Here is a 20,941-nt window from a genome sequence, read left to right on the forward strand (position 1 = left end):
CTGCGGCGTCATACCGTTAATCGCCGCCGAAGAGGCTTTCGCGAATTGCTGGTGCCGCTGCGCCATGAAGGCATGTCTGACAATCACAAGGGGGCTATCCACTCATAACAGTCCGTGGGCTTGCAGGTCCGATAGCACCGCCGGCGCAGACAACGATTGGCCCGCAGCAATGAACGACCGCCGACCCAAGCGCAGCCCAACTTTCGCTGGTATCTGGACTGCGTCCATGACCGGCTGACCAACGGTCGGTCACTTCGACGGCTCACGATCACGCTGAATACACCATCGAGACCCTCTAGATCAAGGCATACGCCATGCCGTACGGGTCCCGTCTCACCCGCTTGCTGGTATTGGTTCGCGCGGTCACGTGGGCGGACTCATAGCCTATGGGCCAACAGCGTACCCAAATTTGCCAATCAGGTGCTAGTACGCTGGCCCCAAGAGCAACTGGTCGCTCATCGCGTCTTCAACCCGGGCAAGCTGCCCAAGAAAGACTACACCGAAAGCTTCAACGGCAATCACCGCGACGAGTACCTCGACGAGCACATGTTCATTAACCTCCACCTCACCCGGGAACTACGCCTATCTGGATGAGGCAGCAAACAAGTGACGAGCATGCGGGAGTATTGATGATTAGCCTGGTACGACGCAATCCACACTAATCCTGTGAAGAGTAGCATTCAAAATGCGGGTGGTTTTTGCGAATTACGGCAAAAATTAGGGTATTTTTGCCCATATTTTGGGCTTTTTACACAAAAGCAGTTGGAAGACAAATCGAGGGTTGCTTTGACAATTTAAAGTTCTTTTGAACGCATGCTCTAAAGAAGGCATTAACTCTGCGACTTAACTCAACCAAGGCGTTTGCTTGGACCTTAAACAAATTAAACAGATCATCGATCTGATGAAGCGCTCTGAACTTTCCGAATTCGAATTCGAGGAAGAAGGCTTCAAAATCAAAATTAAGCGTGGAGTGAATGGCCTCCCGATGGTCGCGGCCGCTCCTCAATCCACTCACCCCTTCCCCGTGCTATTGCCTGAGGCCTCGGCTGCCCCGAAATCTCTACCTACGCCTCACTCCAATACGGCTGCATCAGGAGGTGACGAAGCCGGGTTTGCTTACGTAAAATCCCCGATGGTAGGCACTTTCTACCGTTCACCTTCCCCTGAAAATCCTCCATTTGTAGATTCCGGCACAAAGGTTGAGGAAAAATCGGTCGTCTGCATCATCGAAGCGATGAAGATCATGAACGAAATCCAAGCCGAGGCAAAAGGAACAGTTGTGGAAGTCCTCGTTGAAAACGGACAGCCGGTTGAATACGGACAGCGCCTATTCAAGGTTAAGCTCAACTAAGCCAGTTTGCCTAGAGCCGGGCAGTCAGCTGTCCGGCTCAATTTTTTTATCCTCATGATCCAGAAGGTCCTCATCGCCAATCGCGGTGAAATCGCGCTCCGCATCATCCGCGCCTGTCGCGAACTCGGTATCAAGACATTGGCCGTGTACTCTGAGGCTGACGTGCAATCCCTCCACGTCCAACTCGCTGACGAAGCAATCTGCATCGGTGGCCCCAAGAGCTCCGACAGCTATCTGCGCGCCGACCGGATCATAAGCGCGGCTGAAATTGCCGACGTCGATGCGATTCACCCCGGCTACGGCTTTCTCTCAGAAAACGCGAAATTTGCCGAGCAATGCGAATCCTGTAACATCAAGTTCATCGGCCCGAAGTCGAAGAGTATTCGGATCATGGGCGACAAAGCTATCGCCAAGGATACCGTTCGTAAAGCGGGGGTGACCACTGTTCCAGGCTCAGACGGTCCAATAGACAGCGAGGCTGAGGCCGTTAAAATTGCCCGCAAAATCGGCTACCCTGTGATCATCAAGGCTGTAGCCGGCGGCGGCGGTCGTGGTATGCGCATTGCCCACAACGACGTCTCCTTTGCCAAGGAATTCCACGTAGCCCGCGGGGAAGCGGAAAAAGCCTTCGGCAACGGGTCCGTATACATCGAGAAATACATCGAGAAACCCCGCCACATTGAGTTCCAGATCCTCGCGGACAGCCATGGCAAGGTTCTGCACCTCGGTGAGCGCGACTGCTCCGTTCAGCGCCGCCACCAAAAGCTGATTGAGGAATCACCCTCCCCCTTTCTTACCGCCGACCTCCGAAAAAAGATGGGGAAGGCCGCCGTTAAGGCCGCCGAGGCTGCCGAATACCAAAACGCCGGCACCATCGAGTTTCTCGTGGATGCCAAGGGCAATTACTACTTCATCGAGATGAACACGCGCATCCAGGTTGAGCACCCCGTGACCGAAGAAGTCACCGGAATTGACCTGATCAAGCAGCAGATTCGTGTAGCGAACGGCGAGAAGCTCGATTTCGACCAAGGGGATATCAAATTTGAGAAGCACGCCATCGAGTGCCGCATCAATGCCGAAGACCCGGCCCGCAACTTCGCCCCATCGCCCGGAACTATCTCGCTCTATTATGCGCCGGGCGGCCACGGTGTGCGTGTGGACTCCCACGTTTACAGCGGCTACACTATCCCGCCATATTATGATTCCATGATCGGCAAGCTGATTTGTTACGGCGACACGCGAAAGATCGCCCTCCAGCGCAGTTACCGTGCCCTCAGCGAATACCTTGTGCGTGGCATCAAGACCACTATCCCCCTGCACAAGGCCATCATGAGCGACCCTGTTTTCATCGACGGCAAGGCCACCACGGCCTACATGGAAGACTTTCTTTCCCGCACGCCGACCGACTTGTTCTGAACCAAGGCTTAGGGTCGGATCAGCACCAAGTCACTCCACTCGCCCATCACGCGCGAGTCCACCTGCCAACCACCGGCCTGGGTGACAAAAGTATCCCGCACCAGAGCCAGTTCGCTCGCTAAAATGCCGCTGAGGACAAGCGTCCCATGTGGGGCAACGGAACCGACCAATTCTGGGGCATATCGCATCAGCACATCCGCCTGAATGTTTGCCAGCAACAGCTCGGCCTGACGGCCAGCCAACCCGGTCACCAAGTCTCCGACGTAGAACTCCACGCGCCCGACCAAACCATTGAGAGCAGCATTATCCCGGCTGACGTCCACGGCCAGAGGGTCGTTGTCAAATGCCGCTACGCGCAAGTAGCCAAGCTTTATGGCAGACAGGGCCAGGATACCCGAACCGCAACCGGCATCAATCACCCGCCCGCCGACGCCTTTCTCGGTCGCGAGCTTCACCAAGCGCTCCACCACCAGTCTCGTCGTCTCGTGATTGCCGGTGCCAAAGGCCATGCCAGGGTCCAACCACAGGACTTGATCACCCTCCGGCAGTCGGAACGTTTCGCGTTCCCAGACCGGCACCCAATGCAGGGGGCCAAACTGCCAGGCCTTGAAGTGCTCTTTATAGCTCTCTTTCCAGTCCTTGTCGGCCAATTCGCTGATAACCGGCTCGGTTGCCAGCCACTCGGGGTCCATGAGCGGGGCAAACCCTTCCCATGATGCTTGCGCAACCACACGTGTCTCGAAATACCCCGTCAACCAAGCCCGACCCGATGCCTTATCCTCGATCACCATCAGGTGCTGCTCTTCACGTTCGGCCAACTGATCCTCGATGGCCGGTACGGCCCCCAGTGCGACCTCAATTTTGAACTCAAATACGGTGGCCATGTTTATTTCTCTCCGTGGCTTAGCCGGGCGATGACCATTGGTAGCAGTTTGTGCTCGGCGGCATGCACTTTGGCCGCCAGCGAATCGAGGGTTTCACCCGGTTCGATTGGCACGCGCGCCTGTTCAAGAATTCGACCGGCATCCACGTCCATCGTTACCTCATGCACTGTGCAACCGGTTTCTTTCACGCCGGCCCGCAAGGCCTGTCCAATTCCATCCAGCCCCGGGAAAGCCGGCAGTAAACTGGGATGCAAATTGATGATCTTACCCGCAAAGGCCCCCAGAAACCCCGCCTTCAACACGCGCATGAAGCCCGCCAGCACCACCAAATCAGGCTGAGCCTGACGCACCGCCGCGATAAATCGGGCTTCGCCTTCGCCTTCCAGCTTGGTCCTGAACGGTGCGGGATCCACAAACTTCGCCGGAACACCAAACCGTGCGCCCAGCGCCAGAATCCCCGCCTCCGGCTTGTCCGCAAGAATCTGCACTACCCGAGCCGCACCCAGCCGGCCGGCCTGCTGCGCCAGCAGGATCGCCTCGGCATTGCTGCCTCTTCCTGAACCGAGAATTACAACTCGCATCCGCCCATTTAGGTCGGGGCGTGGAGGGGAGGCACGCATTATTTCTGTCAAACCTTCACCACTAAGCGCACCCTGCTTGCCTGCGGGGCGAATCCGCGCACGCTCGCGCCATGAAATCCGGCCGGGGATTCCTCAGCCTCTTCGACAGTCTCACCGATCGCATCCTGTGCGTGGTCGGCGCGGTGTTGTTTTCCCAAGGCCCGGAGTTCATGCAGCAATACCTGCAGCGTCTCGGCGGGCATCTCGATGAAGCCCGCCGCCAGCTCGCCACTTTTCAGAAAACCGCCGACCAGGCCGGTCTCACGCTTGACCAGTTCATCAGCCAGACCGCCGCCAATGCCGACTCCGCCGTGGCCAAACTCGGTGGCGTCATGAGCGACTCCGTCGATCGCGTCGCCTCGCTCCAATCCGCGCACGACGCCCTGCTGTCGGCCGCACTGTGGGAGCGACCGTTCGTTTTCGTTCGGCAACTCGACCCCAGCATCGCCCGCGCCACGGCCGGTGTTTACCAGCCTGCCGTGCCCACGACCGCCGAGGGCTTGGTTTACGCCCTCGCCGGCATGCTGATCATCCTGGCGCTGTACCATCTGGGCCTGAAGCGTCTGTTCGGGCTGGTGTTCACCCGCTCAAGCGCTCCTGCCACCGCAAGGGCTGGCGCTTAGAAGAACTTTTTCGCCTTCTCGAAGAAGCTCTTCGAAACCGGTTCGTCGGCGTCGCCGCAGGCCTGGGCGAATTCCTCCAGCTTGCGCTTTTGCTCGGAGTTAAGCGAGGTCGGCACCTCGACATGGACCCGGATAAGTTGGTCGCCCTGCACGCCGCCGCGCAGCTGCGGCATGCCTCGGCCCTTGAGCCGGAAGGTGGTGCCCGACTGCGTGCCGGCAGGGATCTTGAGCGTGGCCTTGCCCTCCATGGTCGGCACTTGGACGGTGCCTCCGAGCGTAGCTAGCGTGAACTTGATGGGCATCTCGCAAAACAGGTCGTCGCCCTGCCGCTCGAACACCTCGTGCTCCCTGACGACGATCACGATGTAGAGATCGCCGGCCGAGCCGCCCATCACGCCCGCTTCTCCGTTGCCCGTGGAACGAAGCTTGGAGCCCGTGTCCACACCGGGCGGGATGCGCACGTTGATCTTGGCGGTTTCCTGCACCCGGCCATCGCCGGAGCATTTCGCACAAACCTTCTCGAATCGCGAACCCGAGCCATGGCAGGTTGGACAGACCTGGCGGACATGGAAGAATCCTCGCGAGGTGGTCACCTGCCCGGCGCCGCGGCAGGTTGGACAGGTCGTCTTCTTGGAACCGGGTTCTGCTCCCGAACCGCTACAGTGCTTGCAGGCGCCGGCACGGCGGAAGGAAATCTCCTTCTCCACGCCCTTGGCCGCCTCCTCCAGCGAAATCTCGAGATCATAGCGCAGGTCCGACCCACGGCCGGAGCCGCCGCCGTTGCCTTCGCCCCCGCCACCACCGAAGAACTCATCGAAGATGCCGCCGGCCCCGCCGCCGCGCTGGCCAAAGACTTCGCGGAAAATGTCGAAAGGATCGTGGAAACCGCCGCCACCGTAGCCACCGCCGCCGCGCGGCCCGGCGCCGGCCTGCTCGAAGGCCGCATGGCCATAGCGGTCGTACGCGGCACGCTTCTCGGGGTCCTTCAGCACCTCGTAAGCTTCGGAGACTTTCTTGAACATCTCCTCCGCCTCCTTGTTGCCGGGATTCTTGTCCGGGTGATACTGCACGGCCTTCTTACGGTAGGCCTTCTTCAGTTCCTCCTCGCTGGCGCCCTTCGCCACGCCGAGCAGCTCGTAGTAGTCCTGTTTTTGTCCGGCGGCCATGGTCAGTCCTTCGCCTCCGCGGGTTTGGCCGGGCCGCTGGAAACCACGACCGACGCCGGACGCAGCAATCGTCCGTTCAGCGAGTAGCCGAGACGCACGACCATGCTGACCTTCTCCTCGGGCACCTCGGCGCTGGGCTGGTGCGAAATGCAGTCGTGCAGGTTTGGATCAAAGGCCTGGCCCTGCGGGTTGATCTCCTTGAGGCCGTGCTTGGCGAGCGTGCTCTTGAACTGTTCCAGCACGAGCGTGATGCCGTCGGTAATCGCCTTCACGTCGGTCTGCTGTTTCGCCGCACCGAGACCCAGGCCGAGGTTGTCGAGGATCGGGATGATGTCCTCCATCACGCCGGAGGCGGCAAACTGCCGGAGCTCGTCTTTCTCGCGCACCGTGCGCTTCCGGAAATTCTCAAGATCGGCCACGGCGCGCGTGTAGCGGTCGTAGTTGGCCGCAGACTCTTTCTTCGCTGCCGCGAGCTGTTCCTCCAAGCTGGGCGCGGCCGGAGCCGGCGCAGGCTCGGCCGTGGCACCGGCGGGTGCGGGATTGGGCTGGGTGGTTTCGGTCTGACTGTTCTCGCTCATGAAAGGGGGCGGAAATTACCTCATGCTTTTGCTTTTTCAAGCGAGCTGAAACCATCCGTGACCAGCACTTGGGCGTCCTCGACCGCGATGAAGCCGAACTTGCCGCCAAACGGCAGCAAAGCGTTGTCGCCCAACGTCAGCGTGGTCTCCCCGGCCGCGAGTCGGCCGCCTACCACGGAAAGAATCCGCGCCTGCTCACAGGCATTGAAGGTCAGGCCTTCGCCCCGCGCCAGGCGGTGGCGGGTAATGCGGAACTCCCGGCACTGCGCCAGCACCGCCGTCTTCTCCCCGTTGCGGACAAGTGATGGCGCGGCGGCAGTGTTGGCCTCCAACGATGCCATGGATTGCTCGACGTGCATCGCCCGCGGTTTGCCATCAAGACCAACGCGACCCCAGTCATAGACGCGGTAGGTCGTGTCGGAGTTCTGCTGGATCTCGAGGATCATGTTGCCGCCGTCGATGGCATGCATGACGCCGCTGTGGATGAGCAGTGAGTCCCCGCCCTGCGTCGGCAACCGATGCACGAGTGACTCGGCGGAGTTGTCCTTGAGCGCCTCGCGAAACGCCGCGGCATCGACCCCGGGCTTAAGACCGGCGAGCACCGCGGCGCCAGGCTCGGCGCGGGCGACATACCAGTTCTCGGTCTTCGGTTCGCCGCCGAGCTTCGCCGCGATGCTCGCGGGTGGATGCACCTGGAGGCTGAGGCGCTCGCGACAATCCAGCCACTTCACGAGGATCGGAAACGGCCGCTCCTTCGGCCAGTGCGGCCCCATGAGCTCGGCGCCATGCGTCGCCATCAGCTCACGCAACGACCGTCCCGCCCAAGGTCCGCCCTCCACCAGCGACTGTGCTTCCACGCGGTCTACGAGCTCCCAGCTCTCTCCAATCGGCGTGGAACCGGGCAGTTTGCGACCGAGAAACGACTCGAGCCCGCGACCGCCCCAGACGCGTTCCTGATAGACTGGCTTGAATTTGAGAAGTGGTGTCATGCTTTGGAGACAAACGGTTTGCGGAATTCTTGGCGGGGGCTTTTACATTGACCCTCCGAGCCGATGAACCTGCAATAAATTCGGTCACACACTGAAAATGCCCAAAGCGGACAGAGCAAATCCAAAGGAAAAAGATACGCCCTCGTTCGAGGGTCCGCGCCACAGCCGGAACCTGTTGGCCGCTTTGTTGTGCCTAGCTTTAGCTGTGCTGATTTCCTATTGGCTGTTCTACTATCTGCCGGCGGAAAGCAGCGTCCACACCAGTGGTGGCAGCAGCGAGGTGGTTAAGGGCAAAATGGAGCAGCGCGAGTTTGTGCCCAACGGCATCAAGCGCCTCGGCATCATCGGCGATCTCTACTCGGCCGGGAGCGTGTGGTTGCTCGGTGCCGCCGGCTGGCTGATCCCGGCGTTTCTGTTCTGGATGACCTACATCTACATGCTGCGAGCCCGCCACCTGACGGCGACGCGATCCGTGGCTTTGATCATCGCCGTGGTGACGGGCGCCTCGTTGCTGGACATGCAGAGCACCCTCTTCACTGACCTGGATTATTATCAGGAGGGCCCGGGCGGCGCCCTGGGCAAGGTTTTCTATCGCGACATTTTCGGGGCTTTGCTGGGACCGTTTGGATCGGGCCTGGTTCTCGGCAGCGTTTATCTCGCGAGCATGCTCTTCATCTTCACGCGCGACATCGGTATGGAGTTTGAGCGGCTGCTCCTCGCCCTGTCTGAGTGGCGCAATAAGCGCGCCGCGCTCAAGGCCGCCATCGCCGAGGAGCGCCGCAAGCAGCGCGAGGAAGCCGCCAAGGCCAGGCAGGCCGAGGCCGCCGCGGCCGCAACGGTCGCCGCACCCGCGATCAATGCCGGCACCAGCAAAAAGATGGTCGTGCCCAAGACGGAAGACCCGCTCGCCGAGAAACCCAAGTTCATCCCTGCCGCTGCGGTCAAACCCGCCCCCGAACCCGAAAAGCCGGCCAAAACCGTCACCACTCCGCCGCAGCCGGCGCCTGCTAAGGCTGCCGCTAGCAAGACCGCGACCGACCCCAAGGACCTCGCCGTGGCCACAGGCAAACTCGAACTCAACATCGTCAAGCCCGAGGAAACCAAGAAAGCCAAGGTCACCCTCCCGCAGAGCGACGACAAGGATTACGAGTTTCCGCCGCTCAAGCTCCTGCGCGAGCAGGTAAAAACCGAGGGCAACAGCGAGGAGGAACACCGCCAGAACGCCGAAAACCTCCTCCGCATCCTCGGCGAATTCGGCGTCGAGGTCACGCTGGGCGAAATCCACGTCGGCCCCGTCATCACCCGCTACGAGGTCGTTCCCGCCGCCGGTGTGCGCGTCGAAAAAATCTCGGGCCTCGACAAGAACATCGCCCTCGGCATGCGCGCGCAGTCGGTGCGCATCCTTGCCCCCATCCCGGGCAAGGCCGCCGTCGGTGTCGAGGTGCCCAACCAGAAGCCCACGCCCGTCGGCATGCGCGAAATACTCGAGAGCGAAGACTGGGTTGGCGCCAAGGCCGAGATTCCCATCGCCCTCGGCAAGGATGTCTCTGGCAAGCCGCTCGTCTCCGACCTCACCAAGATGCCCCACCTGCTCATCGCGGGCGCTACTGGCTCGGGCAAATCGGTCTGCATCAACTCCATCGTCGCCTCCATCCTCTATTCGAAAAGCCCCAAGGATCTGCGCCTGATCATGGTGGACCCGAAGGTCGTCGAGTTGAAGATCTTCAACACCCTGCCCCACATGCTCATCCCGGTGGTCACAGAGCCGAAGAAGGTGCCCGGTGCGCTGAAGTGGCTGCTGAGCGAGATGGAACAGCGCTACCAGATTTTCGCCAAGGTCAACGTCCGCAACATCACCGGCTTCAACAACCGCAAGAAGGACCCCAAGGCCGCCGAGTTCCCACCCACCGAACAGCAGGCCGAGTTGGAGGGCGTCGCCGAAGAGATCGAGATTCCCGACCGCCTGCCCTACATTGTCGCCATTATCGACGAGCTCGCCGACCTCATGATGGTCAACCCGGCCGAGATCGAGACCAGCATCGCCCGCCTCGCCCAGCTTGCCCGTGCCGCCGGCATCCACCTCATCATTGCCACCCAGCGCCCGTCGGTGAACGTCATCACCGGCGTAATCAAGGCCAACCTCCCCTCGCGTATCGCCTTCCAGGTGGCCTCGCAGGTGGACTCCCGCACCATTCTCGATACCAAGGGCGCCGACACGCTTATCGGCCGCGGCGACATGCTCTTCTCGCCCCCGGGCAGCTCGCGCCTCGTGCGCGCCCAAGGCGCCTTCGTGGCTGACGATGAGGTCATCGAGCTGGTCGAGTTCCTCAAGCGCAACGGTCCGCCCCAATACGCCCAGTCCGTCCAGCAGCAGATCGACCGCGCCGCCAAGGAGGACGACGATGAGGATGGTGAGGGTGGCAGCGACGACCTCGGCGACGACCAGGAACTGTTCATGCAGGCCTTCGACGTGATCAAGGCCAGTCGCCGCGCCTCCACCTCCACCCTCCAGCGCAAGCTTCGCATCGGCTACAACCGCGCCGCGCGCATCATGGATCTCATGGAGGACAAGGGCATCGTCGGCCCCGAGAACGGTTCCTCGCCGCGCGAGATCCTCGTGGACCTCGACACCTACCAGCCGTGACCGCCGCCGCGTTTCACGCCGAATTTCGCGTCCGGCGCGTGTTTCGTGGTGACATGACCCTCCGCCTTTCCTAACTCAATTCCCATGCAGACCATCGGCGAACGACTCGAGGAGGCACGGAAACGGAAGGGCCTTTCTATCCGCGAGGCGGCCGAGCACACGAAGATCCGCGGCGACTATCTGCAGAAGTTCGAGGCCAACTCCTTCGACATCGACCTGCCGCCGCTCTACATCCGGGGTTTCGTCCGCACCTACGCCCGCTATCTTGAGATGGATGCGGAGCGCATCGTCAACGAAGTCGAGACGGCCCTCGGCCGCGAGACCAAGCCCGCCCGCCGCGAACACCGCGAACCGCTCGGCCGGGTGGACTTCGGCGCCGAGCCGCGCAAGGCCGACTCCAGCGACACCGGCGAAAAAGTCGGAGGTGGCTCCGCCAACGACAAGGCCATGCTGATCAAGTTCGGTCTCGTGGGTGGAGGCGCCCTCGTCGTCATTGTCGTGATTCTCCTGCTTATCAACGTGCTCACCTCGCGCACCCCGGCCAAACCTGCCGCGACGGTCACCGAGTCTGCCACCCCTACCGTGCAGGCCGAGCCCGCCCAAACCCTCGTGCTGACCGCGGTGGAGGCGACCCGCGTCAAGGTCGTGCAGGATCTCGACGGCGCCACCCTGTTCAACGGAGCCCTCACCAAGGGAGAGGCCAAATCTTTCAAGAAGCAGGGCAGACTTCTCATTACCGTGGAAACCGGCAAAAACATCCGAATGGAAGTCAACGGCCGCAGCTATCCCGTTCCACTCGACGGCTACGGCCGCTTTGCCCTCGACTGAGTATCAGCCCGGGCCGGCTCAAGGCGAAGTGCGGGCAACCCACCCGCAAGCATCAGGTGCTACTTCCGTAGCGCCACGGGCGGACCGAGCACTTCGCGCAGAATGAACGCGCGGCGCAGGGCTTCGGGACTGCGCAGATCGCCCACTACCGTTGAGCGGGTGGCCGCCCGCTTCGCGGCGCTGTGGTCGGCCGTCGCTTCCTCAAACTCGGTGCGCTTCGACGCGGACTCCTTCATGCGCTTGGCTTCGATCAATTTTTCCTGCCACGCGGCCTGCTGCTCCAAAATTTCGGCCTGACGCTGCGCATCAATACGTGAGCCGCTGCGCAACTGTGGTGTCGGCTGCGGAGAGGAAACTATCACTTCCCGGACGAGCGGAGGCGGAGTGTCCGAGCCCTCCTCGGCATATTCCGGTACGGTAGCAGTTTCTTGCGCGGTGCCACCCCGTTGGCGCTGGGCGATCTTGCGCTGGATTTCCTCGCGGATCTTGCGCGTGCGCTCAGCCAACTCGGGATCCTCGAACTCGAATTCCTTGGACTGCTCCGGCTGCCCGAGAGCAGACTCGTCCGCCCCCTTCTTCCTCGTGATGGCCTGGAACAACTGCAGCAGGACACCGCCGATGATGATCACGGCCCAGATGTTATCGAGCAGCAGTTGGATCCATTTCATGACCGGAAGGGGAAGGCGTGAATGGGCGGCAATTCCGGCTTATTTCTTGCCCTCGGGATGTGCAATCGAGCCGCGCATGGCGGTGTCGGACTGGATGTTTTCCATCTTGTAGTAGTCCATGACGCCCAGCTTGCCCTGACGGAAGGCCTCGGCCATGGCGCGCGGCACCTCGGACTGGGCCCGCACGACTTCGGCCTGCATTTCCTGCACCTTGGCCTTCATTTCCTGCTCGAGCGCGACCGCGGCCGCGCGGCGGATTTCCGCCTGCGCCTGGGCCATGTTCTTGTTCGCCTCGGCCTGCGCTTCCTGGAGCTTGGCGCCCACGTTCTCACCCACGTCCACGTCGGCGATATCGATGGAAAGGATCTCGAACGCCGTGCCTACATCGAGACCGCGCTGCAGCACCACCTTGGAAATGCTGTCCGGGCTCTCGAGCACGGTCTTGTAGGTCTCGGCCGAGCCGATGGTGGTGACGATGCCCTCGCCGACGCGGGCGATGATAGTCTCCTCCTTGGCGCCACCGACGAAGCGGCCGAGGTTGGTGCGCACAGTCACGCGCGCCTTCACCTTCACCTGGATGCCGTCCTTGGCCACGCCGTCGATCGTGGTGCGGCCGCCCTCGGGATTGGGGCAGTCAATGACCTTCGGGTCCACCGAGGTGCGCACGGCCTCAACCACGCTCTTGCCCGAGCCCTTGGTCGCGAGGTCGATGGCACAAGCCCGGTCCCAATCGAGCTCAATGCCGGCCTTCTGCGCGGCGACGATGGCCTGCACGGTCGGCACGACGTTGCCACCGGCGAGGAAGTGGGCGGCGATCTTGTCGGTCGCCAGCTCGATGCCGGCCTTCACGGCAGTGATGCGGGCATCAACCACCAGGCTGTAGGGCACGCCGCCGAGGCGCATGCCGAGCAGGTTGAGCATGCCCACGGGCGCGCCGTTGAGCATCGCCTTCAGCCAGGTGCTGAAGAACGAGAACACGATGAAGAACGCGATCAGCGCGGGTACGCCGATCAGGACGAGCACAATGACGGAGGGCATGGTAGTTTCAGGATTTAGTTAGAATTAGACGGAAATTGTCGAGGCCCGTGACCCGCAGCATGGCCCCCTTCGGCGCATGTCCGGATTGTGAGAACGCCTCGTAGCGACGCCCCTCGACGATCACGTAACCGCTCGGCACGAGCGGCGTGATCGCCTCGGCGGTCTTGCCCACCACGGCCTGAAGGTCAGCCACTGGCGGCTGACTGGTGGCGGTGACCGCGGACTGCACAATGAGCTTCTTGCCGACACGCGTCTTGGGCAGCCAGATCAGCTCGATGTAAAGCATCAGGCCCAGCAGCACCACGGCCACGGCCGTGGCGATGAGCCCGCCAGCCAGGCCAAAGTTCACAAACGCCAGCACGCAGCCCACGAGCATACAAAGCCCGCCGATGATGCCGAGGATCGCGCCGGGCACAAAGACCTCGCCGGCCAGCAACAGCACACCGATGAGAAACAGGATAATGATGGCGTTCATAACTTGGCCTTTTCAACGACGAGACCGAAATCCGTGCGCCCACTGACCACGATCGCCTCGCCGGTGTCAATGCCCCCGACCTCGACCTTGGCCTCGTAGCGCCGGCCGCCGATCTCCACCTGACCGCTAGGCCGCAGCATGGTGACAGCCACGCCGGTCTGACCCACAAGGGAAAGAATCTGCCCCCGGGCCTCGGGCGCTGCGCCGGAAATTTGGGCGGTTCCTGCCACGGCGGTTTGGACAATCATTTTGTCCCACACCCAGCCTTTCGGCAGGTAGCGCAGCAGGGCCACGCCCAAAAGGACGGCCAGCGCCAGGCCCAAACCCACATTCTGGAGCGGCCGTACGAAGGCGTCGCCCGACCAAGCCACGCTGATCGGTTCACCCGGCCAGAGATCTGCCATGGCCCAGACCATCGAACCCAGCATCAACGCCAGGCCGCTTACGGCCACGATGGCTATGCCGGGAAAGAAAATCAGCTCGACCGCCACCAGAATTAGACCGATTGCAAAGAGCAGGATCGGCTCGTGCCCGGAGAATCCGGCCACGTAATTGCCGAGGAACACGATCGCCAGCAGCGTAATGCCCGCGATGCCGAAGATGCCAAATCCGGGGGTCTTGAACTCAATGAAGAGCGCCAGCATGCCAAGCCCCATCAGCACCGGTGAAATGGCGTTCAGATATTGGGCGAGTTTCTCGGACCAAGTGACTTGGAATTTCTGCACGGTGTATTTGCCTGCACCGAACTTGCTGGCAAGGAGCTCCTCGATGTTCGCTGCTTTGCCCGCACCGAGCAGCGGCTGGGGTGGCTCGCCGTAAAGTTCCAGGGCTTCGGTGGCGGTCAAGGAAAGCAGCTCACCCTTGGGCTTGATTACCTTGTCGCCGATCTTCAGCTCGAAATCCTCGTCGATCATCGCCTGCACGGCCTGACCGCGGAAGCCTTTGCCCTCGGAGGTCGCCCGCACCCGCGCGCGCAGGTAACTGACGATTTTCTGTTTCATCGTCTTGTCCACCTCACCGCCGGTAGCGAGCACCGGGGCGGCGGCGCCAATGACCGCACTCGGGGCAAACCAGATTTCATCCGTCGCCGCCGAGATGAAGGCGCCAGCCGACATCGCCTCGCTGTCCACGTAGGTCAGCTTCTTGCCGGGAAACTTGTCGAGCGCCTCCATGATCTCGAACGTCTTGTCGAGGGCACCACCAGGGGTGTTCATATCGAGCACCACCACATCCGTCTTCCGCTCGATGGCCTCTTTCAGGCCGCGCCGCAGGATGTAAACGGTCGGCGTGCTGATCTCGTCCTTGACCGGGATGACATAGACCCGGGTCGGGCCAACCACGGCCGGTTCCGGCGCAACCACCGCGCTCTTGGGCGAGGTGGCCGGCGCCGGCGCCTCTTGGGCGACGGCGAGTGCGGCTGCGGCCAGCAGGGGGAAAAGCATCAGGGCGTGCTTAAACATCAGGGCCATCCTACCGTATGCCCGTCGCCAAGCAAGCGTCGCCAACTTACAATTCCCCGAATTATTTCCGGCCGGCCCGCCGGCTTGTGCATAAATTGTCTGACTTTGGGTTGGAACGCGCCCGCCAATTCGTTTTACCAACAAGCCATGGAACGCATCCCGTATCTCGGGCACACGATTTTCAAGTGGCAGGTCGGCGCCTCGTCCTTCCTGGCGCTGCCGGAAAAGGGCGCGCGGCTCATGAACTGGAACGTCACCCTCGGCGATGGCAGCGTGCGCGACATCATCTACTGGCCCGAGGTCGAGAATCTCGACACCATCGCCAGCGTCCGCGGCGGCAACCCGATCCTTTTCCCCTTCAACGGCCGCACCTACGACCGCGGTGCGATCCACCAGTGGCGGGCGGAGGACGGCGTGCAGCGCCCCATGCCCATGCACGGTCTTGCGCGGCAGGGAAAGTTCAACCTGACCCGTCTCGACGAGGGCGGCTTTTCCGCGCAGTTCATACCCGACGAGGCCGCCAAGGCCGCCTACCCCTACGACTACGAGTTCGTCGTCAGCTACCGGTTCGACCCGCTGGCACTCTTTGTGGAGTTGCAACTCACCAACCACGGCCGCGCGCCCATCCCGTGGTCGGCAGGCCATCATTTCTATTTCACGCTGCCTTGGAGCAGCGGCCGCACGCGGCGTGACTACACGCTGGAGACCACCGCCACCAAGCACCTGCAGCGCGATGACAAGGGCCAGCTCGTCCCCGGCCCGCGCGTAAACAACCGCGAAACCCTCGACACCCCCGCGCTGGTGGACCTCATCCACACCGGCCTGAAGCGCGAGGTGTTTGCCGTCACGGAGGCCGGCACAGGCAACCGCCTGTTCTTCCGCACCAGCATGGCCGGCAGCAGCGCCAAGGACTTCGCCGTCGTCACCTGGACCCAGGACGAGAAGTCTCCGTTCTATTGCGTGGAGCCCTGGATGGGGCCGCCCAACGCCCCCGAGACGAAGGTCGGACTGCACCACGTCGCCCCCGGGCAGACCCAGAAGTTCTACGTCGAAATTTCCCTCGGTTGATTTTGCCGGGAATTTCCCCACGTTTCTGAGCAATGCCCGGCCTATTGCATCTTTCCCCCGCCTTCATCGAGGGCATTGGCGGTCCCGAACTGCTGATGATCATGTTCGTGATCCTGCTGCTGTTCGGCGCCGACCGCCTGCCGGACCTGGCCCGCGGCTTCGGCCGTGCGATGCGGGAGTTCAAGAAGGCCACCAGCGGCGTCGAGCAGGAGGTCCGCAAGGCCATGGCCGAGCCGCCGCCCCCGCCCTCGCCGCGGCCCGTCGGCACCGTCGGCCAGGGCGACGCGCCGAAACCCTACATCCCGCCTAGCCCTTCCTCCCCGCCGCCGTCCGCGGAGTGATTCGCGGCGTCAGCCGAAGATATTTCCGCGGTTGAAGCGCCACACCGCGATGCCCATCACCGCAAGCGCGATGCCCCCGAGGATGGCCAGCGTCGGGAGCAGCTCAACGAACGATGCGTTGGCCCAGAGCACCTGCGCGAAGCCTTCCATCGCCCAATAGACGATCGTCAGCTTGCTCAGCTGCTGGATGAACTCCGGCATGAACGTCACGGGGAACCATGCCCCGCCAACCGCGCACATGACCAGGATCACGAATGTCGCCAGCCCGCTGGCCGCTTCGGGCGAGGAAGTCAGCGAGGCGATCAGCATGCCGAACGCCGTGCAGGCCGAGGCCGCGAACACACACATCAGCAAAAGCAGCCCGAAGTGATTTTCCACGTCGATTCCGTAGAGAATCCGCCCGCCGATGAAGAGCACGGTGAGCTGTAGCACACCGACGCTCACGCCGAAGAGGAACTTGCTCCACAGGATCTGGGACCGGCCGACCGGTCCGGCCAGGATGCGATGAAAAATGCCGTGGTCGCGCTCATAGAACAGGGCCGTAGCGGCACCGCTCAGCGCGAAAAGCAGGAACTGCATGGCCCAGCCGCCGACAATGCGCGTGGCGGCCGGAGACTTCACGTCCTGCCCGGCCACCTGCACCGACTCGATGCGCACCGCCTGGGCGAAGAGCGATTCCGCGGGAGCGGTCGAACCCGCGGAGCTGCCCGCGCGCTCGCCGAAGCCGAAATTACCGCTCTCGATGTCCTTGAGAATGTCGTCGGCATTGCCGCCGAAACTGCGTGCAATGCTGGTGGCGAGGTCGCGGTTGAACGACTGCTGGCGCTCACCGCCGATGAAGCCCCGCCCGCGTGCGAGCAACGACTGCCCGAGCAGCTGCGGAACGTTGGCAAAGATCGTTTTCTGGAGGATGCCGTTCACCATCTGGGTTTCGATCTCGTTGCGCGGGTTGCTGTAGATTTTCAGGTGCAGCCCGAACTCCTGCTCGCTGACCACGTCGGCCGGGATCACCAGGGCGAAGCGGAATTTGTTGTCGCGCATCAGCGGCGTCAGATCCTCCTCGCGCAGCGGGCGCGCCGTTTTGTCGCCTGCGGTCGTGGTGGTGATCACCTTGAAAGCGGGCTCGGCCTGTAGGGCCGCGAGGAGTTTCGCCGCCGCGGGATTGTCGCTGGCGTTGACTACGGCGAGCGGGATGCCGCTCGGGCCGGTGTCTTTGCGGTTGATGCCGAAAACGCCACCGAAGATCCAGATGAGGGCGAAGGGCACGATGAAAGTCAGCGAGACCGCCGCCTTGTTGCGGAAGAACGTGGTGAAGTCCTTGCGGACGAGAACGAGAATGGTGCGCATGGCGGGAGGGTTTATTCGCGGAGCGTGCGGCCGGTGAGATGGAGAAAGAGCGCTTCAAGCGTCGGGCGCTGGCTGGTGAAGAGGCGCGCGGGCAGTCCGCGGGCTTCGGACTGCGTGTAGAAATGGGACAGCTTCATCCCGGGTTGAGGGCGGAAACTGTAGGTGTCGCCGGCCTTGGCGATGGCACCGTGTCCGGCCAACTGCGCGGCCAGCGTCGCGGTATTTTCATCGGCTGGAAACCGGATCTCCTCCTCGAAGGGCAGCTTGAGCAGCAGTTCGTCGAGCGTGCCCAGCGCATGGATCTTGCCGTGGTCGATGATGCCGATGCGCGAGCACAGCCGAGTGGCCTCCTCCATGTAGTGCGTGGAGTAAATCACCGTCAGGCCTTCGCGATTGAGTTTCTCGAGAAACTCAAAGATGGCGCTGCGCGACTGCGGGTCCACGCCGACGGTGGGCTCGTCGCATAGCAGGAGTTTCGGCCGGTGCAGGAGCGAGGCGATGATGTTGAGGCGGCGCTGCATGCCGCCGGAGAAGGTCTGCACGAGATCGCGGCGACGGTCCGCCAGCTGCATGGCCTCGAGTCCCTGATCGATGCGCTCGCGCAACGTGGCTCCGCCGAGCCCGTAGAGCTGACCGAAGACCCGGAGGTTCTGTTCCGCGCTGAGCTTTGGGTAGAGCGCGATGTGCTGTGGCACGAGCCCCAGCGCAAGACGCGCCGACGGATCGGCGGCCGTGAGCGGTTGGCCATTCAGGGTGAGCGCGCCGGCATCCGGGGAACGCAGACCGGCGACCAGCGACATGAGCGTGGACTTGCCGGCGCCATTGGGGCCGAGCAGACCGAAGAATTCGCCGGCTTCGATCCGCAGCGAAACGCCATCGAGCGCCGTGAGCGCGCCGTAGCGCTTGGTGATGTTTTCAAGGGAGAGCATGGGAAAGGGTTGCGCCGAGGAATAGGTTATCCGTCCGCCAAGACGAGCCTCCCGTCATCTCCGAAGGTCATGGTCATGGTGACCGGCACTTCCGTCCCATTGCCGGGAACGTCTGATTTCGACTTCGTGCCTTCGGCGAAAATTCAGAAACAGCGCGAAACCACGCAGAAAAATTCTTCTGCCTCATCCCTGCGCACTTACACACACGGCTGCAACTTGGCACATCGGGTGCGTGTAGTGAGGGCAGAACAATATCCGCCATGAAAAAGAATTTCCTCATCATCGCCACCCTCGCGGGGCTCAGCACCATCGCCAGCGCCGCTTCAAAATCACCCGATTCCGAAGTTTTCGTGCTCCCGACCTATGTGGTCACCGCACCCCGTTTTGAATCGGCCGAGCAGCAAATCCGGACGAGCCTGAACGAGCTCCGTCACCAGCCCCTGCTCGCCAAGGCCATCACTCCGGACTTCAGCGCCCTGCGCCAGCATGTCGCCCCGGCCACCCGGGTTGCCCATGCCCCGGCTAACGTCACGGCGAAGTCCACGGCCAAATCCTGAGGCGAAGTCGCCTCCCACTTTGTCAGTGCATTAGTGTGTGTGCAAAAAGCCGCCCCTGGGGAGGGGCGGCTTTTTCATCGCCTGCCGCCGGCGATGCCCAAGCATGGGGCGCATGGCCTCCGACGACCCCGAACAGCCCGTCGCCATCCCCATCACGGGTGAACTCGACTTGCACACGTTCCGGCCCGCGGAGATCGCGTCGTTGCTCGACGACTATTTTGCCGAGTGCCGTCGGCGTGGAATTTTTCGCGTGCGGGTGGTGCACGGCAAGGGCACCGGCACGCTGCGCACCACGGTGCACGCGCATCTGCGCCGCTCGCCCGGCGTGGCGGGCTTCGCGCACGGCGACGAGAACAGCGGAGGCTGGGGCGCGACCATCGTTACACTCAAACCGGATAATTCCTGCTGAAGCGCCGCGACTTTCCTGCGATGATGCGGGTCCTTTCCCCACTTATGAACGCCATGCACGAAATTGACTACAAGATCCACGGCGACGACATGCAGTTCGTCGAGATTGAGCTCGATCCGCAGGAGGCCGTCGTGGCCGAGGCGGGCGGCATGATGTATATGGACGACGGCATCGCCATGCAGACCATCTTCGGCGACGGCTCGCAGCAGAACTCCGGCTTCATGGGCGCGCTGCTCGGGGCCGGCAAGCGCCTGCTCACGGGCGAATCGCTCTTCATGACGGTCTTCCAGAACCAGCAGATGGGAAAAAAGAAGGTCGCGTTCGGCGCACCCTACCCCGGCAAGATAATCCCCGCCCACCTCAAGGAACTCGGCGGCGAGCTGATTGTGCAGAAGGACTCTTTTCTGTGCGCGGCCAAGGGCGTGAGCGTCGGCATTGCCTTCCAAAAGCGCCTCGGCGCCGGTCTCTTCGGTGGCGAAGGCTTCATCATGCAGCGGCTCACCGGCGACGGCTGGGCCTTTGTCCATGCCGGCGGCACGCTCATGGAGCGCACGCTCAACCCGGGCGAAGTCCTCCGCGTGGACACGGGCTGCATCGTGGGCTTCCAGCCCAGCGTGGATTACGACATCCAGATGGTCGGCGGCATCAAATCCGCGTTGTTCGGCGGCGAGGGCCTGTTCTTCGCCACGCTGCGCGGCCCCGGAAAGATCTGGCTTCAGTCCCTGCCTTTCTCCCGCCTGGCCGGTCGCATCGTCGCGGCTGCTCCGCAGACGGGCCGCGGCGGGCGCGAGGAAGGCTCGCTGCTCGGAGGTATCGGCCGCGTGCTCGACGGCGACAACCGGTGAGGCCGTTCATCCGCGATTAGGTCCGTTCGTCTCCCCGCAGCTCGGCTTCCGCGCCGGGCTGCTTCATTTACCATCCCGCACACCTTATGAAAACCACCCTGTTTTACGGCTTCGTCATGGCTCTCGCAGGCTCCCTGCTGACCTACATCCTGTTCTTCCTTGGATATCACGACTCTGTCGAAAAGTTCACCACGGCCCAGACCATCGCGTCAGTGGTCGGTCTGCTGATCTGGATTACCTGCCTGCTTCTCGGCATCAGGGCACGGCGCGACGAAGTACCGGCCCATGAAGCCTTTGGCTATGGGCGTGCATTGGGCGCCGGGACGCTGATCGCGCTCTGGGGTTCGCTTTTCGGCTCCATCTCACACGCCATCTACATGATGTTCGTGAATCCCGATTTCCGCGAAGTCGTCGTGCAGAGTGAAATCGCCAAGATGGAAGCCAAGGGTGTGCCCGCGGCCCAAATCGAACAGGCCGAGGGCATGGTTCGGATGATGACCGGACCGGTTGTGCAATCCATCTTCGCACTGATATTCGGATTCATCCTGTGCTTTATGGTCGCATTGATTGTCGCCGCGTTTGTCCGCCGCCCTGCGACCGGCACACCGCCGCCGCTGGCCTGAGTTTAATAGAACAGATCGGGATCGCGCACACACCACGCGACCCCGATTATTTTCTGCACACACCCTGGCGCGGAGATCCGCG

General features: G+C 62.3%; 23 protein-coding genes. 12 read left to right on the plus strand and 11 right to left on the minus strand.

Annotated elements, in window-relative coordinates:
* The first annotated feature begins 420 nt into the window (after positions 1-420).
* The 3 genes from ESB00_RS19740 to accC all read left to right on the plus strand — a co-directional run bounded on the left by ESB00_RS19740 (position 421) and on the right by accC (position 2,767).
* A complete protein-coding gene (locus ESB00_RS19740; RefSeq protein WP_164976252.1) occupies positions 421-594 on the plus strand; it encodes a hypothetical protein in 174 nt (57 codons plus the stop codon).
* A 271-nt stretch (positions 595-865) separates the two neighbouring features.
* The gene (accB, locus tag ESB00_RS15860; protein ID WP_129048764.1) at positions 866-1,351 is read left to right on the plus strand and encodes an acetyl-CoA carboxylase biotin carboxyl carrier protein; all 486 of its coding nucleotides are present in this window, start codon (positions 866-868) and stop codon (positions 1,349-1,351) included.
* Positions 1,352-1,405: 54 nt separating this feature from the next.
* Positions 1,406-2,767: an acetyl-CoA carboxylase biotin carboxylase subunit gene (gene accC, locus ESB00_RS15865; RefSeq protein ID WP_129048765.1), complete on the plus strand. Its 1,362-nt coding sequence runs from the start codon at positions 1,406-1,408 to the stop codon at positions 2,765-2,767.
* A gap of 8 nt (positions 2,768-2,775) precedes the next feature.
* Here the strand turns inward: accC and ESB00_RS15870 are convergent, their stop codons facing one another.
* Together ESB00_RS15870 and purN are read right to left on the minus strand one after the other, a co-directional pair.
* The gene (locus ESB00_RS15870) at positions 2,776-3,651 is read right to left on the minus strand and encodes a 50S ribosomal protein L11 methyltransferase (protein ID WP_129048766.1); all 876 of its coding nucleotides are present in this window, start codon (positions 3,649-3,651) and stop codon (positions 2,776-2,778) included.
* A gap of 2 nt (positions 3,652-3,653) precedes the next feature.
* Complete coding sequence (purN, locus tag ESB00_RS15875) at positions 3,654-4,232, minus strand: phosphoribosylglycinamide formyltransferase (protein ID WP_129048767.1); 579 nt, start codon at positions 4,230-4,232, stop codon at positions 3,654-3,656.
* 110 nt (positions 4,233-4,342) lie between these two features.
* On the opposite strand from purN, the gene ESB00_RS15880 reads away from it, so the two are divergent.
* Positions 4,343-4,894, plus strand: coding sequence for a DUF2937 family protein (locus ESB00_RS15880; RefSeq protein ID WP_129048768.1), 552 nt, complete (start codon positions 4,343-4,345; stop codon positions 4,892-4,894).
* Here the strand turns inward: ESB00_RS15880 and dnaJ are convergent.
* From dnaJ to ESB00_RS15895, 3 genes are read right to left on the minus strand one after another with little or no spacing between them, the layout of a single operon-like run.
* The gene (gene dnaJ, locus ESB00_RS15885; RefSeq protein WP_129048769.1) at positions 4,891-6,060 is read right to left on the minus strand and encodes a molecular chaperone DnaJ; all 1,170 of its coding nucleotides are present in this window, start codon (positions 6,058-6,060) and stop codon (positions 4,891-4,893) included. The genes ESB00_RS15880 and dnaJ overlap by 4 nt on opposite strands.
* A gap of 2 nt (positions 6,061-6,062) precedes the next feature.
* On the minus strand, positions 6,063-6,638 hold the full coding sequence (locus ESB00_RS15890; RefSeq protein ID WP_129048770.1) for a nucleotide exchange factor GrpE: 576 nt from the start codon (positions 6,636-6,638) through the stop codon (positions 6,063-6,065).
* 20 nt (positions 6,639-6,658) lie between these two features.
* Positions 6,659-7,627, minus strand: a complete 969-nt coding sequence (locus tag ESB00_RS15895) for a type I phosphomannose isomerase catalytic subunit (protein ID WP_129048771.1) — start codon at positions 7,625-7,627, stop codon at positions 6,659-6,661.
* Between the two features lie 97 nt (positions 7,628-7,724).
* Here ESB00_RS15895 and ESB00_RS15900 point away from each other — a divergent pair, with 97 nt between their 5' ends.
* Together ESB00_RS15900 and ESB00_RS15905 are read left to right on the plus strand one after the other, a co-directional pair.
* On the plus strand, positions 7,725-10,271 hold the full coding sequence (locus ESB00_RS15900; protein ID WP_129048772.1) for an FtsK/SpoIIIE family DNA translocase: 2,547 nt from the start codon (positions 7,725-7,727) through the stop codon (positions 10,269-10,271).
* Between the two features lie 84 nt (positions 10,272-10,355).
* Positions 10,356-11,099, plus strand: a complete 744-nt coding sequence (locus tag ESB00_RS15905; protein WP_129048773.1) for a helix-turn-helix domain-containing protein — start codon at positions 10,356-10,358, stop codon at positions 11,097-11,099.
* Between the two features lie 59 nt (positions 11,100-11,158).
* On the opposite strand, the gene ESB00_RS15910 is transcribed toward ESB00_RS15905, so the two are convergent.
* The 4 genes from ESB00_RS15910 to ESB00_RS15925 form a co-directional block, all read right to left on the minus strand.
* Entirely contained in the window at positions 11,159-11,728 is a 570-nt protein-coding gene (locus ESB00_RS15910) for a hypothetical protein (protein ID WP_164976253.1), read from the minus strand.
* A 78-nt stretch (positions 11,729-11,806) separates the two neighbouring features.
* Positions 11,807-12,805 carry a flotillin-like protein FloA gene (gene floA / locus ESB00_RS15915; RefSeq protein WP_129048775.1) on the minus strand — a complete coding sequence of 333 codons (999 nt, stop codon included), beginning with the start codon at positions 12,803-12,805 and terminating at the stop codon, positions 11,807-11,809.
* Positions 12,806-12,812: 7 nt separating this feature from the next.
* Positions 12,813-13,280, minus strand: a complete 468-nt coding sequence (locus ESB00_RS15920; protein WP_129048776.1) for an NfeD family protein — start codon at positions 13,278-13,280, stop codon at positions 12,813-12,815.
* The gene (locus tag ESB00_RS15925; RefSeq protein ID WP_246026502.1) at positions 13,277-14,914 is read right to left on the minus strand and encodes an NfeD family protein; all 1,638 of its coding nucleotides are present in this window, start codon (positions 14,912-14,914) and stop codon (positions 13,277-13,279) included. The genes ESB00_RS15920 and ESB00_RS15925 overlap by 4 nt, the downstream gene beginning before the upstream one ends.
* Here ESB00_RS15925 and ESB00_RS15930 point away from each other — a divergent pair.
* Complete coding sequence (locus tag ESB00_RS15930) at positions 14,888-15,808, plus strand: aldose epimerase family protein (protein WP_129048777.1); 921 nt, start codon at positions 14,888-14,890, stop codon at positions 15,806-15,808. The genes ESB00_RS15925 and ESB00_RS15930 overlap by 27 nt on opposite strands.
* Before the next feature lie 32 nt (positions 15,809-15,840).
* Positions 15,841-16,149 carry a Sec-independent protein translocase subunit TatA/TatB gene (locus tag ESB00_RS15935; protein ID WP_164976254.1) on the plus strand — a complete coding sequence of 103 codons (309 nt, stop codon included), beginning with the start codon at positions 15,841-15,843 and terminating at the stop codon, positions 16,147-16,149.
* Between the two features lie 9 nt (positions 16,150-16,158).
* Here ESB00_RS15935 and ESB00_RS15940 read toward each other — a convergent pair whose 3' ends face one another.
* Complete coding sequence (locus tag ESB00_RS15940) at positions 16,159-17,496, minus strand: ABC transporter permease (RefSeq protein ID WP_129048778.1); 1,338 nt, start codon at positions 17,494-17,496, stop codon at positions 16,159-16,161.
* A gap of 11 nt (positions 17,497-17,507) precedes the next feature.
* The gene (locus ESB00_RS15945) at positions 17,508-18,425 is read right to left on the minus strand and encodes an ABC transporter ATP-binding protein (RefSeq protein WP_129048779.1); all 918 of its coding nucleotides are present in this window, start codon (positions 18,423-18,425) and stop codon (positions 17,508-17,510) included.
* A 260-nt stretch (positions 18,426-18,685) separates the two neighbouring features.
* Here ESB00_RS15945 and ESB00_RS15950 point away from each other — a divergent pair, with 260 nt between their 5' ends.
* From ESB00_RS15950 to ESB00_RS15965, 4 genes are all read left to right on the plus strand, one after another.
* Positions 18,686-18,982: a hypothetical protein gene (locus ESB00_RS15950; RefSeq protein WP_129048780.1), complete on the plus strand. Its 297-nt coding sequence runs from the start codon at positions 18,686-18,688 to the stop codon at positions 18,980-18,982.
* Positions 18,983-19,094: 112 nt separating this feature from the next.
* Positions 19,095-19,391: a Smr/MutS family protein gene (locus ESB00_RS15955; protein ID WP_129048781.1), complete on the plus strand. Its 297-nt coding sequence runs from the start codon at positions 19,095-19,097 to the stop codon at positions 19,389-19,391.
* 44 nt (positions 19,392-19,435) lie between these two features.
* Entirely contained in the window at positions 19,436-20,236 is an 801-nt protein-coding gene (locus tag ESB00_RS15960; RefSeq protein ID WP_129048782.1) for a TIGR00266 family protein, read from the plus strand.
* An 86-nt stretch (positions 20,237-20,322) separates the two neighbouring features.
* Positions 20,323-20,859, plus strand: a complete 537-nt coding sequence (locus ESB00_RS15965) for a DUF4199 domain-containing protein (RefSeq protein ID WP_129048783.1) — start codon at positions 20,323-20,325, stop codon at positions 20,857-20,859.
* Positions 20,860-20,941: the final 82 nt, after the last annotated feature.

It is taken from the genome of Oleiharenicola lentus (genome assembly GCF_004118375.1).
In the GTDB taxonomy this organism is placed as follows: Bacteria; Verrucomicrobiota; Verrucomicrobiia; order Opitutales; family Opitutaceae; genus Lacunisphaera; species Lacunisphaera lenta.